Annotated in this window: 17 protein-coding genes; 3 read left to right on the forward strand and 14 right to left on the reverse strand. The window is 43.4% G+C overall.

The annotated features are described in order from the left end of the window. Positions 1–410 precede the first annotated feature (410 nt). A complete protein-coding gene (locus AC5O63_RS04005; protein ID WP_494504004.1) occupies positions 411–2138 on the forward strand; it encodes an ABC-F family ATP-binding cassette domain-containing protein in 1728 nt (575 codons plus the stop codon). Between the two features lie 34 nt (positions 2139–2172). On the opposite strand, the gene AC5O63_RS04010 is transcribed toward AC5O63_RS04005, so the two are convergent. The 5 genes from AC5O63_RS04010 to AC5O63_RS04030 form a co-directional block, all read right to left on the reverse strand. After that, entirely contained in the window at positions 2173–2904 is a 732-nt protein-coding gene (locus AC5O63_RS04010; protein ID WP_494504005.1) for a substrate-binding periplasmic protein, read from the reverse strand. A gap of 90 nt (positions 2905–2994) precedes the next feature. Next, complete coding sequence (locus tag AC5O63_RS04015; protein ID WP_239854223.1) at positions 2995–3789, reverse strand: MBL fold metallo-hydrolase; 795 nt, start codon at positions 3787–3789, stop codon at positions 2995–2997. Between the two features lie 155 nt (positions 3790–3944). Next, the gene (locus tag AC5O63_RS04020) at positions 3945–4400 is read right to left on the reverse strand and encodes a BLUF domain-containing protein (protein WP_494504006.1); all 456 of its coding nucleotides are present in this window, start codon (positions 4398–4400) and stop codon (positions 3945–3947) included. 103 nt (positions 4401–4503) lie between these two features. Continuing rightward, entirely contained in the window at positions 4504–4929 is a 426-nt protein-coding gene (locus AC5O63_RS04025) for a GNAT family N-acetyltransferase (RefSeq protein ID WP_494504007.1), read from the reverse strand. A gap of 71 nt (positions 4930–5000) precedes the next feature. Beyond that, on the reverse strand, positions 5001–6617 hold the full coding sequence (locus tag AC5O63_RS04030; RefSeq protein ID WP_171320470.1) for an NAD(P)/FAD-dependent oxidoreductase: 1617 nt from the start codon (positions 6615–6617) through the stop codon (positions 5001–5003). A 181-nt stretch (positions 6618–6798) separates the two neighbouring features. Between AC5O63_RS04030 and fdxA the strand changes: the two genes are divergently transcribed. Continuing rightward, positions 6799–7122 (forward strand): ferredoxin FdxA, encoded by a 324-nt coding sequence (gene fdxA / locus AC5O63_RS04035; RefSeq protein ID WP_004746605.1) that lies wholly within the window; start codon positions 6799–6801, stop codon positions 7120–7122. A gap of 336 nt (positions 7123–7458) precedes the next feature. On the opposite strand, the gene AC5O63_RS04040 is transcribed toward fdxA, so the two are convergent. From AC5O63_RS04040 to AC5O63_RS04065, 6 genes are all read right to left on the reverse strand, one after another. After that, a complete protein-coding gene (locus AC5O63_RS04040; RefSeq protein WP_494504008.1) occupies positions 7459–8568 on the reverse strand; it encodes an AcrVA2 family anti-CRISPR protein in 1110 nt (369 codons plus the stop codon). Positions 8569–8701: 133 nt separating this feature from the next. Next, positions 8702–9997, reverse strand: a complete 1296-nt coding sequence (locus AC5O63_RS04045; protein ID WP_494504009.1) for a hypothetical protein — start codon at positions 9995–9997, stop codon at positions 8702–8704. Positions 9998–10419: 422 nt separating this feature from the next. Next, positions 10420–10851: a GNAT family N-acetyltransferase gene (locus AC5O63_RS04050; protein WP_494504010.1), complete on the reverse strand. Its 432-nt coding sequence runs from the start codon at positions 10849–10851 to the stop codon at positions 10420–10422. A 301-nt stretch (positions 10852–11152) separates the two neighbouring features. Next, positions 11153–11887: an RNA methyltransferase gene (locus AC5O63_RS04055; protein ID WP_239823949.1), complete on the reverse strand. Its 735-nt coding sequence runs from the start codon at positions 11885–11887 to the stop codon at positions 11153–11155. 86 nt (positions 11888–11973) lie between these two features. After that, positions 11974–12195, reverse strand: coding sequence for a DUF6500 family protein (locus AC5O63_RS04060; protein ID WP_494504011.1), 222 nt, complete (start codon positions 12193–12195; stop codon positions 11974–11976). A 74-nt stretch (positions 12196–12269) separates the two neighbouring features. Continuing rightward, positions 12270–13124: a DMT family transporter gene (locus AC5O63_RS04065; RefSeq protein ID WP_494504012.1), complete on the reverse strand. Its 855-nt coding sequence runs from the start codon at positions 13122–13124 to the stop codon at positions 12270–12272. Between the two features lie 246 nt (positions 13125–13370). On the opposite strand from AC5O63_RS04065, the gene AC5O63_RS04070 reads away from it, so the two are divergent. After that, a complete protein-coding gene (locus AC5O63_RS04070; RefSeq protein WP_494504566.1) occupies positions 13371–13973 on the forward strand; it encodes an HD domain-containing protein in 603 nt (200 codons plus the stop codon). Here AC5O63_RS04070 and AC5O63_RS04075 read toward each other — a convergent pair. Genes AC5O63_RS04075 through AC5O63_RS04085 form a run of 3 tightly spaced genes read right to left on the reverse strand, consistent with a single transcriptional unit; the run spans position 13970 to position 16483 of the window. Next, positions 13970–14287: a cupin domain-containing protein gene (locus AC5O63_RS04075; RefSeq protein ID WP_494504013.1), complete on the reverse strand. Its 318-nt coding sequence runs from the start codon at positions 14285–14287 to the stop codon at positions 13970–13972. The genes AC5O63_RS04070 and AC5O63_RS04075 overlap by 4 nt on opposite strands. A gap of 38 nt (positions 14288–14325) precedes the next feature. Beyond that, positions 14326–15279 carry an HTH-type transcriptional regulator YidZ gene (gene yidZ, locus AC5O63_RS04080; RefSeq protein ID WP_494504014.1) on the reverse strand — a complete coding sequence of 318 codons (954 nt, stop codon included), beginning with the start codon at positions 15277–15279 and terminating at the stop codon, positions 14326–14328. Beyond that, positions 15254–16483, reverse strand: a complete 1230-nt coding sequence (locus tag AC5O63_RS04085; RefSeq protein WP_494504567.1) for an MFS transporter — start codon at positions 16481–16483, stop codon at positions 15254–15256. Before AC5O63_RS04085 ends, yidZ begins: the two co-directional genes overlap by 26 nt. Positions 16484–16510 lie beyond the last annotated feature (27 nt).

A 16510-nucleotide genomic window follows, 5' to 3' on the forward strand; every position in this document is an offset into this window, starting at 1 on the left:
ACAGCAACATGGTGTGAATCCTCCCAAATTTATAAATTCAGGGTTGAGAGATGAGGCGTAAGCCAAAAGTATAAGCCTATGATTGTTATCACGAAGCTATCTTGAACCCTGATAGTTTTCTGTACATTGATGACAATGGCGCTAAAATGCTCATCAACGAAGAACCGAAAGTGACAACACTTTCATAACTAACTTAAGGAGGAATTTATGTCTTTGTGGTGTTCAATCAACCCACGCTTTTATGGCATGAAGGCTCGCTCAAGAGTTTTAGATATCGCGCTGCGATAATCTCGACTTGAGCGAAATATCAACTATAGACGAATAACGTCCCCGAGTACTTTCCCTCAAGCTCGAAGAATTATTGTCAGCGCAGACAACGGCCTTTTGCGCCCCAAATTCTTGAGAAAATTATGAGTACTTATTTAACTGCACAATCACTAACTCTTTCCTACACCTCAAATCCGCTGTTTAAAGCACTAACCTTCACCCTTAATCGTGGTGATAAAATTGGACTCATTGGTCATAACGGCTGTGGCAAAAGCTCGCTATTGAAGCTACTCAATGGTCAATACGAACCGACTGAAGGTCACGTAGCCAAAGCAACTCATTGCCTTATGAGCTATGTAGAGCAACATGTTCCTGAGCACCTTTATAGCCAAAGTATCCGTGAAGCTTTAGCCGAAACATTAAGCGTGGATGACGACTGGCGCGCTGAACTGGTGTTGGCCGAGCTTGGTTTTTCTGACTCTGAGCAAGATATGCCTGTCGCCAATTGCAGTGGTGGTCAGCAGATGCGATTACTCATCGCGAGAGCCATCATCAATCAGCCAGACCTACTACTGCTCGATGAGCCAAGTAACCACTTAGACTTACCTTCGTTACTTTGGCTAGAGCAGTTTCTATCCAATTGGAAAGGCTCTTTTGTCTTGGTTTCACACGACCAAACCTTGCTAGATCGAGTGACAAATACGACTTGGGTCATGCGAGATCAATCTCTTCATCATTTTGCCCTACCTTGCACTCAAGCAAGAGCCGCACTGTGTGAGAAAGATCGGCAAGACCAAGCCCGACATGCCAATGAGCAAAAAGAGATAGACCGAATAGAGAAAAGTGCTAAACGGCTCGCGACCTGGGGTAAGGTTTATGACAACGAAGATCTCGCCCGTAAAGCAAAAACCATGTTCGCGAGAAAAGAGCGTTTAGAGGAAGCTCAAACAGAGTTGACAGAAGGCACACCTTGGCAGCTTGTATTGCAAGGTGAAGCTCTGCCTGCCAATCGACTACTTGAAACCGGCGAGTTTAGCGTTACACCACCTGATAGCCATTTCCATCTATTTAATATGGTAGAAATGCGCGTAAAAAGTGGCGACCGGATTGCGGTTTTAGGAAGTAATGGCTGTGGTAAATCAACCCTGCTTAACCAACTTTACCGACATTATCTCACCGAGATAAACCCATTGAGCTCACAGGCTGTCACCTTCCATGACAGGTGTCGCTTAGGATATTACGACCAGTCTCTCAAGCAGCTGAAAGACTCTGACACTATAAGCGACGCCTTACAGGCCTTTTCATCCGTGAATAGTGAAATAGCTAAGCGTTCGCTGATTGGTGCAGGCTTTGAGTATACGCGGCATAACCAAGATGTGGCATCACTCAGTGGTGGTGAGCGTGCGCGCCTGCTATTTATCGGCCTAACCCTCGCGAAATACCATCTGTTGTTTCTTGACGAGCCAACCAACCACTTGGATATGGAAGGCAAAGAAGAGCTGATTGCGACTTTGAATGAGTTCAATGGTGCAGCACTCATTGTCAGCCACGACCGTAGCCTCATTGAACAAAGCTGCAATCGTTTCTGGTTAATAAACAATGGCACATTGACCGAATACCTAAGTGCTGATGAGGTGTATCACCAGATAGCCGAACATCCTGACACAGCGTTAGCTGTTCAAGCATCAGATAATCAACAGGAGTTGACCCGTTTCGATGGAAAGCTAACTGGCGAAGAGCAACTGTTAGAGCGTTTGATCGAGCTAGAAACGTTACTTGAAGAAGATCTTGAGCGTAAACCTAAACATCAAAAGCCCAACCTGCAGCAAGATTGGCGCGAGGAGATCGAGAGGATTAGCAGTCAACTGTAACTTAGAAAGTAGGGGCACCATCAGGTGCCCTACTTTATTCGTACTTTTTAATCAGTTCGGCAATTCTTCCTGACTGCTGCAGTGACTTCAGCCCAGCATTAAAAGCCGAAAGAATACTCTCTTTGTATGGATGATCACGACTGATAGCTATGTACAAAGGGTTCTCTGCTAATGGTTTGTCGATCAAAGCGAAGTCATTGATCTCTAATTCGTTGTTCTTTACATACCATAAGAAAAAGAACTTATCGGCCACTAATGCATCGATCCGGCCCGCTTTTAACTTTCTCACATTGGTGGCTAAACTATCAGAATCCATCCGATCAAAAGCATTCGATTTCAAGAAGTCATCATCATAGGCATAGCCTCGCAATACTCCAATCCGCTTCTCGTTTAAACTTGCTAGCCCTGTATAACTGAATGCGTTTTCTTTTAGCGATACAAAGATGAGTGAATTGGTCAGATAGGCATCACTGAAATCAAGATACTCGAGTCTCTCGCTACTCTTCCAAACGGTCAGCGCAATATCATAGCGCTGAGTCGTTACCTCCCTTAAAGCTCGGCTCCATGGTTTAATGGTATTTTTAATGGTGTAACCTTGTTCAGAAAAAGCTTCCGAAATGATCTCATAGGCTAAACCTTTCACTTCTGCAGAGTCGATAACATATGGCGGCCATTCATCCTGTATCGTCCATACTATGCGCGAAGGAACCTGCGCTTGAGCTGAAAAGACAAACAACATACATATTGTGATAAACCGGACAATCATGGTTAGTCCCTCTCAATCATATTTCGAGTTAGAGTCACTGCTTCTCGACACCTAACCTCGGTTCTCTCCGCCTTTTACAACACAACGCCTTTAGTGAAGAGAATGCAACGCGGTAAGGTTAAACTCCAACGCTGGCTTAAGAAGCTTTGGGGGCGTGAGTTGATGATCTCGTCCCTCCCTTTTCTCAACAAATTGTTGGCATGAGGTATTCTCATCAACCAATATGTTGTCATGCTTTTCATCACCTATCGTGGTTTTATAATGGAGGTTTTCTGCCTTATCTGGGTAATCATGACAAAGGTACACTTCTGTACTGTCCTTCAATTCATACAGCTTACGTATCGACTCAAACATTTTCTCAGCACTGCCACCAGGAAAGTCAGCCCGACCCGTACCATTAAAAAACAATGAGTCACCAACAAACAGTGCATCACCTATCTTAAAGGTTAAGTCAGATTGGGTGTGTCCGGGTGTCGCAATGACCTCTAAGTGAGAATTGCCAAAATCCATCTCTTCATTTTCCAATAGATAATGTTCAAAGTGATAAAGCTCACTGAGACACAGTTCATCCTTCCACTGCGCATAAACCTCCTTGACCCCTTCTGAAACATAAATCGGAGCCTGAAGTTCCTTACTCAAATAAAACGAACCCGACAAATGATCCGCGTGAATATGCGTTTCCAAAATAGCCACTATGTGCAGCTGATTAAGTTGAATATGATCAATAATCTCTTGCGCGGACTCGTAGCTAATCTCATCATTTTTCACATCATAATTGGCAACAGGATCAATGATAATCGCTTCTTTTGTATCCTGATCAGCCACCACATAGCTTATGGTGCCAGAGTCAGGATGAAAAAAATGTTGGATGTTCTGAGATGCCATTTTGCCTCCTTGAGAGGGGTCGGATTCAATAGGAAAAATAGAACAGCGAATAGTACTCAGTTTAGACCTTTGTCAGGATCATGAAGGAAAAAAGTACGACTAAAATGAGCAATGCAATCGTAATATTATGTTCGTAGAGCAAGCAAATACTTGGTTTAACGACAAGTTTTCGATAAGGCATCGCTGTGCAAATAAGCGAGTGGCAGGTGACTTCTTAACTCAGTAATTAACTCGTTGGCAGATTGTGCGTCAAGTCTATATGGGTTGAATTCAGGTGAATCCATAAAGTAGAAGTTGAGAGGCTGCAATATTTCAGACTGGAGAATATAAGCCATAGACCAACAACCAAACCGTCGTTCATCTAACGCACTCTTATCGAGTAGCGGTACATTATAGTGACGGTTGTCTTCTAAGATACGCTTATAGGTTGACTCAACCTCCTGCTTGTCACCTTCTAAGTACTGCATACAGTACTTGTGGTTGAAATACAAAATTCCAGTAATGCCGTTATCACCGTTATTTCTTTGCGCTGCTACCAAGATCTCGTCAACAGAAGAGAGCGAAAACGCGTCACTAACTGTGCTCACATAGATTAGCTTTATCAGTCCCATGGATATACCCAAAGATGCATATTAGACAAAGCATAGTCGCCACTGGATTAATTTACAAAACAATCACTAACTCAATACTATACGCCTTTCTAACTGGCTTGGACTATCGCCTCATATGCACAAACTGAGCGTCCTCAGATGTCACTGTAAAACCTAATCGTTGGTATAGCTGTCCAACTCGATTCCCTTGCAAATAACAAAGTTGAACTGGCATGTTTGCTTTATCTGCTTGGTCGAGAATAAGCCGTAAAATTTTTGTACCAATCCCTCTGCCTTGAGCTTCTGGCAGCAAAAAAAACCGCCCAAAGTACCAATGGGTATCATGCTTCTGCACCAGATAACTGCCGACCGATTGACCATCAACTTCAATGATGGTCGGCTTAGCTTGAGACCACTCTGCTTGGTGTATATCACGCTGCACTGATTCATCCCAACCAAATACCGCTTTGATCGGTTCGAACTCAGCCGCCTTTTTCAACTCAAATAGGAATTCGTAATCACTTTGTTGAGCGGGACGAGTAGAGTACATCTAACCTCCTTGTAGAGATAAAAAAGGCCCTTCTGCATTAACAGAAGAGCCTAGATATTGGATTAGTCAGATTACGCGTTTTCTAGGTCAGCAACCATTGCCTTAGAAAGAGCTTCAGCCACCTTGATACCGTCAATACCCGCAGAAAGGATACCACCCGCATAACCAGCCCCTTCACCTGCTGGGTAGAAGCCTTTAAGGTTGATGCTCTGGAAGTCTTTACCACGCTTGATACAAACTGGAGAAGATGTACGAGTTTCAACACCAGTCAATAGACCGTCATCAGACGCGAACCCTTTGATCTTCTTATCAAAAGCTGGAATGGCTTCACGAATCGCTTCAATAGCAAAATCAGGTAGCGCTTTAGAGATATCCGTTAGATGGATACCCGGAGTGAATGACGGCTGAACGTCGCCGATTTCGCTTGGATCACGACCTTTCAGGAAGTCACCAATCTTCTGCGCTGGTGCATCGTAGTTTTCACCGCCAAGTACGTAAGCACCTGATTCAAGCTCACGCTGGAAACGGATACCTGCCAGCGGGTCACCTGGATAATCACGCTCTGGGTCGATACCCACCACGATCGCGCTGTTTGCGTTACGCTCTGAACGAGAATATTGGCTCATACCGTTAGTCACAACGCGGCCTTCTTCAGATGTAGCGGCGACGACTGTGCCACCCGGACACATACAGAAGCTGTATACAGTACGGCCATTCTTACAATGGTGAACCAGTTTGTAGTCTGCAGCGCCAAGAATTGGGTTGCCCGCGTTAGGACCAAAGCGCGCTTCATCGATCATTGACTGTTTGTGCTCGATTCGGAAACCAACCGAGAACGGCTTCGCTTCCATGTACACGCCGCGATCGTGCAGCATTTCAAACGTATCACGCGCACTGTGGCCGACGGCTAGAACAACGTAGCGAGATTTAATCTCTTCGCCGTTTGATAGTGTTAGACCCGTGATTTGCTCGCCATCCATATGGATATCGTCAACGCGAGTGCTAAAGCGGATTTCACCACCCAGTTCGATGATTTTCGCACGCATCTTCTCGATCATCGTTACCAGCTTAAAGGTACCGATATGAGGCTTACTTACGTACATGATCTCTTCGGGAGCACCTGCTGCCACAAACTCAGTGATTACCTTACGACCGTAGAAGTTTGGATCTTTTACTTGGCTGTAAAGCTTACCGTCAGAGAATGTGCCCGCACCACCTTCACCAAACTGTACGTTTGATTCCGTGTTAAGAGTGCGCTTACGCCAGAAGCCGAAGGTATCTTTTGTACGCTCACGAACCTCTTTACCACGCTCAACAACGATAGGTTTAAAGCCCGCTTGCGCAAGAATCAACGCGGCGAACAGACCACATGGACCAAAGCCGATAACCACAGGACGTTCCGTCACGTTCTCCGGCGCTTTGGCAACGAATTTGTACTCCATGTCTGGAGTTTCTTTTACATGCGGATCACTAACGAACTGCTCAAGTAGCGCGGCTTCATTTTCAACCACCACATCTAGCGTGTAGATAAGTAGAATGTTGGCTTTTTTACGAGCATCGTAGCCACGTCTAAATACATTGTAAGAGATGACTTGGTCTTCAGAGATGCCAAGCTTCTTGGTAATGGCAGCAGTCAGCGCCTCTTCCTCATGATCAAGAGGAAGTTTAATTTCATTTAAACGTATCATGTTGATGTCTCGTATAGATAGGTGTCTTAGCCAAAACCGTTTGACGAACGGTCAGCTCACAATGGCGCGCATTTTACGAGAAATTGAATTGTCTGTCATACTAAATCAAACATATTGAATTTTGGCTTGGGATGAGTATTATCCCCTTTCCTCAATTTTGACTTATACAAGAGCATTCATCATGGCGTTTGTCGTAACTGATAACTGTATCCAATGTAAATACACTGACTGTGTCGCTGTATGTCCGGCAGATGCGTTTCATGAAGGCCCAAACTTTATGGTCATCAACCCAATCGAGTGTATTGATTGTGGTCTGTGTGTTGATGAATGTGATGCGCACGCGATCTTCCAGGAAGATGAAGTGCCAGACGATCAAACCCTTTTCATTGAGCTCAATGCCGAACTTGCCGAGCTTTGGCCAGTACAAACCGAAGTAAAGCCTGCGATGGATGAAGCAGAAAAGTGGAACGGCGTGCCAGACAAGCTAGGCATGTTGGAGAAGTAGCGAGAAAGCGAGAAAGCGAGAAAGCGAGAAAGCGAGAAAGCGAGAAAGCGAGAATTTTGAAGGGTTGGCATTTTGTGTCAACCCTTTGTTTTTATTGCCATCATGTTCAAGAATGAGGAACAAGTGAGTTGAGTTTTCTAACTTGTTTTTGGACAGAAACGAGTTAGTTGTATTAGTAAGTTAGAATGTAACGGATTAGTTCACGTATGGAAAAGTAACGCTCTGTTTAGGGTTGAGCAACGCAATACCGAAGCCACCGTATACTACCTAAAACACTAAATACAACGCATAGTAAAAATGCCACGTATTGAGAATCTGCTTAAATTGTTTGTTAAATTACTTTTCTCGTACGTTGTAAGGCTTAGATTTGGCGAAAACACCACCTACTATTGTCGGTTCGATAAATAATACCTTGCGCTTAGTTGCACCGGGGCCGAAAGGTTGCATTCTAAAGTGACCTTTACGCCAATGAGCTTTTTTCGGCGAATGTCCATCAGAATGTTTTTTGTCTTTCGACGCTTTTTCATAGACTATGTTATCTTCCGGCTTAATTACCAAACGGTCATATGATTTACGTAGTTTTTTGTCATATTTTTTAATCTTGGCTGGACTCTTAAGACTACTAATTTTCTTTAAAATTTCTTTTCTTTCATTAAAAGCTGTATCTCTGTATTGCTTACAGTTCATAAAAAGTAGTACTTTTGCCATATGATTTAATCCATCAGAGAGGTAATTCATGTCACCAGCGAAATCTTGGTCATTACCGTAAAGATTAACAATGCGTTCAAGTTCTGACTTAATAGTAATATTGTTATCCTGAATATAGAAACCTTGAATTCTTAGAGCATCATCTTCAACATGAGCCTTACCAAGAGGCGATCCAACAAACATTAAGTCCAAGACACGAACCTCTTTAGTTTTGTCAACTTCTGGAGCATCTTCTAATATTTTCATAGCATCATCTTCAGGCTGAATTGTAGTTTCAGTGATATAAACGCCTTCCAACGTATGCTCGTCAGTTTCCTCATTGTAAACTTTTATTGGAGACACTCGATCTTCAGTGAACTCTATAAAGCAGGTTTTGAATGGTGGTCTAAGGTAAGCTATAGGGATATCATCACCAATGTCTGTTTCTAAGAGTAGCTTATCCACTTTATTTGATGTAGTTAGAATGTTTCCATCTAATTTATTGAATTTATAAGGCATTATAGCCGATGAAACGCCTATAAAGGCATTGTGCTGTGTCGCCGACTGGCTTAAAAAGTGTTGCCGTAGCTGAGGGCTTCTTTGAATAGCAATGTTTGCTATACAGTCTAAACTTAATGACTCTAAGTCGAGGTCACTCAAAATAACATCGTACATATCATTGACGGTATCATTCTTATGCTCTAGCTGTGCTGTACATCTAATCCTAACTGGATGTGGCAACTTATAAGTTATATCCATTGTATCCTCAATGCAATTTAACGCCTGCAATAAGGTGCCCCGCATTAAACCAGCAAAGCGCCCCGAACTTCATACCAAAACCGCCGAGTGTAACGGGTCACCTTGATTGCCTTGTTAGCCGATGACACTTAGTTTAACCTTTTTCATTTGATGGGTTAACCAACCTATATAAATATGGTTTGTTATTCATCAACTTAGAGCGTAAATGTGATATTTGCCATAGAGCTACAGTGCGGTCATCACTGATTCCAATCAATCGAGTATGGACAGAATTTACACCAAAGTTGTTTAATAGCTCTTGGTATTCTCGGGTTAAATCTAGTTTATCTATTGAATTAGATTTATCAATTTCACCAATACCTTCGTAATCATTGTTAAATGATAACAAGACATCAAGACTTGAGGACACTTTTAATAATTCCTCTTTTTCTCCACAAACCAGTAAGTAGGAGTCAGATTCAAATATTTGTGAATAAACTAGAAGTTTAGCGATATCTTGACATATAGCTCCAGACTGATTTTTGACAGTACTGCAAGCTCTCTTAAGCTCAATCATTACTGATGGCTTATTTGATTCTGGCTGAAATACAACCAAGTCGCACTTTTTTTCACTCCCTGACTTATGTATTCCTAGTCGTTTTGAAATTTTGAACTCACTTTCAAAAAGATCGCTTGCAGGAAAGCAAATACTAAAGATTTCTTCAATAAGTCCTTGTATTTGGAGCTCCCATAAGTCCTCGTTATCACTTCGGCCTGTAGCAAATTTGGCAACTTTAATTTTAGGAGGTAATTGTTCTATTAAATGTGTACTCCACCTTACAGAACGGTTGACATGATTTGAAAGAAAGTTCTTTGCTTCATCCATTTCCTCAATGTCTTTTTGTACTTCTTTTAGATCTAGTACTTCTGGATCTGCAAATAGCTCCGCGATTGAGAAACCAGTTTTTGAAATAATAAAGTCATCGGTTGGTTTACCATGCCAATGAGGATCTTTTTGGTCTCCCATACTTACTAGACTAAAACCATCTTCATGATCCCAAAGCCCTGTCCCTGCTGGGTATCTTTCTATCCAAACGATTTCTTTAAACATTTTTGGAATATCCAAAAATGTATTCTTAAACCGTTTTTTATATTTTTCAGGGTCTTTCTTTACAAGTAACTTATCTAATCTATTTACATCTTGATGCCATTCCTCATAGGTTATGATTTTAGGCAAATCAAAACCTTCAATATTTTTATTGGCAACATCATAAAAAAACTTTTCAGCTATTATCTCCATTGCATTGGTTGGGGATGTTCCATAGTAATTTCTGTACTGTGAGCATACTATCACCATCTTTTTCGTAGAGGACTTTTGGGCAATCCTTAGATGACAATAGCCATCTGTCCCATGGAAACCTACAAAACTAAAATGTATATCTTTAATCACTATTACTTCCTAACTACGATTTTCTTTAGACGGCTAACACTTATTAGACGGAATCTTTCCGTATTTTCATTCCGTCTATCTTGCTGGCGTCTATTATGAAACTCAACTGATATCAACCTTTTGTGTGAGTCGACATAGACTTTCGAGGTAGAGTTATGGGACGTTTCCGTATAAATGCCAAAAGTACAGATTAGATTAACTTGGTCTATTATCGCTCTGACTAGGTCTTCCGCTTATTGGTTCTGAAAAGCTCTGGGGCATAAATAAGTTAGCTCAACCAATCCGGTTAACTCAAACCTTGAGTTAAAAACTGACAAAGCACAACCGTCTTTCACATACGGAAACGCCCAAAGTTATTAGCTTTGGGCGTTTCTTCTAACAAACATTGCTTTTTAATAAGCTGAGTTACGACAAACCGAGCTTTAGAGTTCCATATGCAAAATTGGAAAAGGTTTCCCCATATCATCAACGGGCGAGCGAGAAACGACCTTAAACCCCATATGCTCGTAAAAGCCTACCGCTTGTGGGTTTTGTTCGTTTACATCGACTTTCGTCGCGCCTAACTGCTCTATTGCATGTTGCAGTAGCACAGCACCAATGCCTTGCCCTCTTGCCTCGTTTAAGATGAACAACATTTCAATCTTTGATTCGTGAATCCCCACGAACCCGAGAATTGAACCACTTTCGTTTTTTACACATCTTAACGTAACGGCAGGAAAAGCCTGCTCAATAATAATGGGTTTAAAAAACTCAATATCGTCTTCTGTTATGAAATCATGAGTTGCTCGGACTGAGTTTTCCCAAACATCAAGCATTTCTGCGTAATACTCAGGAAGCACATTTTCTACAATCATCGTTTTGTCTCTTAAGTTGACTGAAATTTATGTGCAGCCGCAAGAGCGATTCTAGCTGAAGAGAATGTGTGGTGTCTAGTTTTGTCTGAGAGCGCTGAAGGAGGTTCCCTACTCCTTCCTTCGTCAGTCTATGGAATGACGGAGAACTGGAGAACTGGAGAACTGGAGAACTGGAGAACTGGAGAACTGGAGAACTGGAGAACTGGAGAACTGGAGAACTGGAGAACTGGAGAACTAAAGTTGACTCACTTTGGATAAACGGTCAACTCTAGCTATCTGGCAAATTGAAGCAATCCTGCGCTTAGCCGTGTTGGCGACGCAGGTTGTCTAAGATGATGCCAGTTGCCATCGCAACATTCAGTGACTCCGCGCCACCAAAAGCAGGAATAGTAATCTTGTCGGTGACAAACTTAGCGGCTTGCTCGCGAATGCCGTGAGATTCGCTGCCCATCAGTAAAATTCCTTCTGCAGCAAACTCTGTTTTATGCACGCTTTCACCTTCGAGGAAAGCACCATAGACAGGTAAGTTTGATTGCTCTAGGTAACTTGGCAGGTCAAGCTGGCTAACCGTCACACGACCAAAACTGCCCATTGTGGCACTGATGGTTTTTGGGTTGTAAGGATCAGCACAATCTGTACTTGCGACTATGTGTTTAATACCGTACCAGTCGGCAACACGAATAATAGTCCCAAGGTTACCTGGATCAGACACGCCATCTAGCGCAATCATCAAGCCTTGCGCTTTTGGTGTCTCTACACTTGGGATTTCAACCACGGCAATCGCCGCATTGTTACTGACTAAAGTGCTTGCTTTCGTCAGTTCATCAAGTGATGCTTCAATACATTCGAATCCACTTAGCTCAGTGTGATACTCAGCAAGAAACTCAGGTGTAGCGAACACCTGCTTTACCGTCAGCGCGCTATTCGCCAACTCAAGTACATTCTTCTCTCCTTGCACCAAAAACAGACCATGCGCTTTACGCTGCTTCTTTTGGCCAAGAGCTCGAAGTAGTTTAAGTTGGTTTTTTGAAATCATAATTTTTCCACAATGAGGGGCTAACCCAGATAAAAGCGCGGCAATTATAGAGTAAAGCCTTGTTGAGCTAAAGAGGCCAGCCAAGATTACTCAGATTCAGATTGTACCAATGCGATGATTTTGGTCGCTTTCTCGAAATGGTCAAGCTTATGAGTTTGTATCCACCATGTGGCCGCTTCCATTAACAGCTCTGGGTCGTCATTCTTGTTGGCAAAAAAGGCATAAAATGACACGCCTACGCCTTCTCCCTTCTGAGCAATCTTCTTCTGGCAAACAGCAATGATTTTCTTTTGTAAAGCTTGACGCATCTCTTTCTCACAACTCACTTAAACTTCGTATCTTATCTGTTTGTGATCGTCATATCTAATCTTTCAACCACCACCTATAGCTTGGGCTGCTTTAGGTGGTGATACGCAATCGGCAACGCGGCGCTAGCTACAATCATGAGTAAGCCAAGTATCGCAAGCTCATTGGGTATTTCGCTAAACAACCAATACCCAAGAGCAACTGAGTAAACAATCTTTCCATATTCGACGTTGGCAATAACGTTCGCTTCGCCATATTTATAGGCCGTCACACCAATCCACTGCGCCACTGATGAAAGCACGCCAACACATAGCAGTAGACCTAACTCTGACCAACTCGGCCACTGCCAAGCTGCTAGACTTGGTAACAAAGCCATCACTCCTACAAACACTGCCTGATAAGCGAGTAGTGTAATTCTCGGCTCTTCTTGTGACACTTTTCGCACGCAGATAATAGCCACTGCAGCCCCCATTGCAGCTAGTAAGCCTGCTCCGGTATATTGCAGTGACGCTTGTTGGAACTGTGGCTGAACCACCATCATCACACCGATAAATCCCACAATGATGGTGAATAGGCGCGTAGCCGTGATGCGCTCTGACAAGCAAAGCTTAGAGATACACGCAACAAACAGGACTTGAGTAAAGCCGAGTGCCGTAGCATCGGCTAAAGGAATATTACTTACCGTAACAAAGCCAAAGTAAAGAGCAATAAACGCTCCTAGAATACGTAACGCGTGTAGCTTGACTCGCTTAGGTTTAAGCAAAATATCTAAGCTTCGCACCATGGCAGGCATCAACAAGGTAATAAACACTAGCTGTCGAAAAAACAGTATTTGAAACACGTCAATGGTATCGCTTAGCACTCGAACAATAACACCGACCACAGTAAACATTGCGGTTGAACATAGCGCTAAAGCAATTCCTTTCCACATGGGAGGTAATTGGTCTAGCCTGCGAATAAATGGCTGAGTATAGCCACTGAATTTGTGGAGAGTATGCAAGATTCAATGCCTCGAAATTAACTGCGAAGAATCTAGCTTAAAGGTGACACTAATAGACGGGTCAAGAAACTCGAACATTGAAATGACAGTATGGGACAATCGCTATGTTAAGCTTTTAGAAATCAAACCGTTATTGTAGGAGATCGCTTGGAAACTGTAGAAAAGTATACTCAAGCCATGTTTGAGTTTATTGAAAAAGAGATGATTCAAGATCCCGCGCACGACATCAATCATGTTAAACGAGTCGTCAAAACTGCGCGCAACCTATGTGCGCAAGAAAACGCCAAGCTAGAGGTCGTGCTACCCGCCGCTTATCTGCATGATTGTTTCACCTTCGCTAAGAACCATCCCGAACGCAGTAAGAGCTCTGTGGTTGCAGCCGACAAAGCAATCGCATTCCTTACTTCCATCCGCTACCCAGCTCAATATTTAGATGCCATTCATCATGCGATTGTCGCGCACAGTTACAGCGCAAATATCACACCGCAAACACTCGAAGCGCAAATTGTACAGGATGCAGACCGCCTTGATGCCTTGGGAGCGATAGGGATTGCTCGCTGCCTACAAGTAAGTACTAACTTTGGTGCAAGCTTATACAGTTCGGACGATCCATTTTGTGAAAATCGAGAGTTTGATGATAAAAACTACACCGTCGATCACTTCTACAACAAGCTGTTTAAACTAGAGCAGATGATGAACACTGACGCCGCTAAAACCGAGGCAAGAATCAGAACTCAGTACATGCGCGCGTATCTAGCCCAACTCGCGAGTGAAATTTAGCCTTTGTAGAAAACCGCTAGCCAGACCGTTATCTCGTCTTGAGCGGTCTGCTTCACTTTATGTTTGCAGTGTGCGGGGATATTGACATGATCGCCCTGCTCAAGCTTAACGATACGGCCATCTTCAAACTCAATCACACCAAACCCAGACAGAACCATCACCCACTCACTCTCATCTTGATCATACCAACCAGACACTGGTGAGCTTTGACCATGAGAGAGGATTCGTTCGATACGAACATCCTTACCCTTAACGATATCTTCGAATTGCTCTTCATTGAGAGAGTCAGGTAAGTTCTCAAGCAAATTATTCATCGTCGTTCCTTGTAAGATTTATCGCTTCCAATTTAAATCTATTGGCTGTAGAGGTTTTTTATCGTATCTCGCAGCCACTTGATCTTTGGATTGCGGTTATTACGTTTATGCCAAATCATAGTGAATGGGATCTTAAGTTTCTGTTGCTGCTCCTCATCTAATGGAATCGGCATGGCAACCAGATCTGGGTGGAGTTGCTGGCAATATTTCTGACAATATTTTGGGGCGGTGGTGATCATCTCATGGCCGGCTTTTTCAGCAACAAACAGAGCCTGCTCAAACCCCGACATGGTTAAGTTGACGTTACGGCTTAACCCAAGCTCGATCAGTATTTCATCCAGAGCCCAGCTCTCACTTTTCTCCCACGTAACGTTAATGTGTGGGTAGCTGAGAAACGTCTCCAAGTTCCATTCCTGCTCAAGCGCGGGGTGCTCTTTACGTAGATAAACCAAGGGCAAGTCAGTAAAGAGTACTTCAAAATTGATGTAATAAGGCAGCAGTTCAAGAGACTCTTTTGATCGAGGGTGGCTCTCTCTACCCGTAAAACCGATATCGACGTCACCACGGGCAATGGCCTCTAGAGAGTCATAGTCCCAATTGGTAAATTTAATCTTAGAATCTGGGTATGTTTGGTGAATGCGGTTAGTCAATTCATCAACCATGATCAAAGATAACGGAGACTCTACGCCAAGATTAAAACGCACACCTGTTGGTGCTTCATCACCACGTCTTGAGACGATTTGGCTACCAATAAGTAGCCAGTCAGACAGGCTCTCTTCCATGCTGCTCGCCAGTGGCGTTGGTCTTAAACCCTGCGGAGTATTAACGAACAACGGGTCATCAAACCAATCACGCAACTTACCCAATGCCTTACTTACCGTTGAAGGCGTGACATTGAGCTTCTTTGCCGTTTTGGTCACACTCTGCTCTTGTAGCAACAATTGCAGAGTAAGCAGTAAATTCAGATCAAGGCGTGCAAGTGATTTCTTCATGAAGATCGCTACGTGGTTGATTTGCTCCTAATAGTATTAAAGCGATGCCGATAACGCCACAAGCAACCAATGCAATTAGCAACATATTTACCGCAGACACACCAATCCATGCCATAAACCAGATATACAGGGCGGAGCAACACACTTGAGAAATACCCAGCACCGAACTGGCTAAACCGGCTTTGTTGGAAAAAGGGCTAAGTGCTTGACTCATCGCGACGCCAAACCCCATAGAGAACCCTATGCTAATCAAGCCAAAACCTAGCATGTAAAGCGTCGAGCTATCGCCATTCAAGTGAGCCGCGAGGATGACGATAGCCGACGTCAAAGTAATGATTTGTGAGCCTAGCAACAAGGTTCCTTGCTTAAAGTAAGACAGGGCAATAGGGGCTGAAAATGAAGTCGACATCCCTACCATAGCCAAGAGCGCCATTGCCGTAGAGTATTCACCGCGGCTGAAGTTCAGTGTCTCCATGACTATCATTGGAGAGGTATTTACATAAGTAAGAATTGCCGTCACACCAAGAGAGGTAAACAAAACTCTAGAAAGGAAATAACGCTCCCATAGTGTTTCGTTAGAACCTGACTCTTCGCTGTGAGCAAGGTCATTTGACTGTTTTGACAAGGTTTCTTTCAACACAAACGTCGCAATCAAACAAACTAAAACACCCATTGCCGCCATCGCACTAAACAAGACAGGCCAAGGAAACTTCAGCATGATTAAGTGCCCAATGACTGGTGCTAAAACAGGGATCATGCAGGTGATGCCGTTCAACATAGAGAGCACTTTAGCGCGCTTTTGATCGTCTAGCGTGTCGCGCAAAATAGCGAAGGCCACCACGTAACAACACCCTGCCCCTACGCCTTGGAAAAAACGCATCATCAGGAAAGCATCACTGGTTTGAGATGCGCCACCGAGCCAGGAAGAAATAGCAAAAACAATGGCACCAGCAATAGCGACAGGCTTACGTCCGAGTCGATCAGCAAGGCGACCAACAAACAGCATCGTCATCGCCATACCTGACAAGTAGATAGAAAACGCCATATGAAGCTGCGACTGCGTTGCGGCTAGATCGGCGGCTATTTGAGGTAACCCAACAAGGTAGAGGTCAATGGCCGTAGGATAAAGAAGCACAAAGGAAAATGCGCATAAAAGGAATCGGGACATAGCTACCTCACTTATATAGTAATCGTTTGCGAGGATAATATTCGATACTCCACCTGTTGGCGC

The sequence above is a fragment of the Vibrio sp. SCP2 genome (assembly GCF_059295395.1).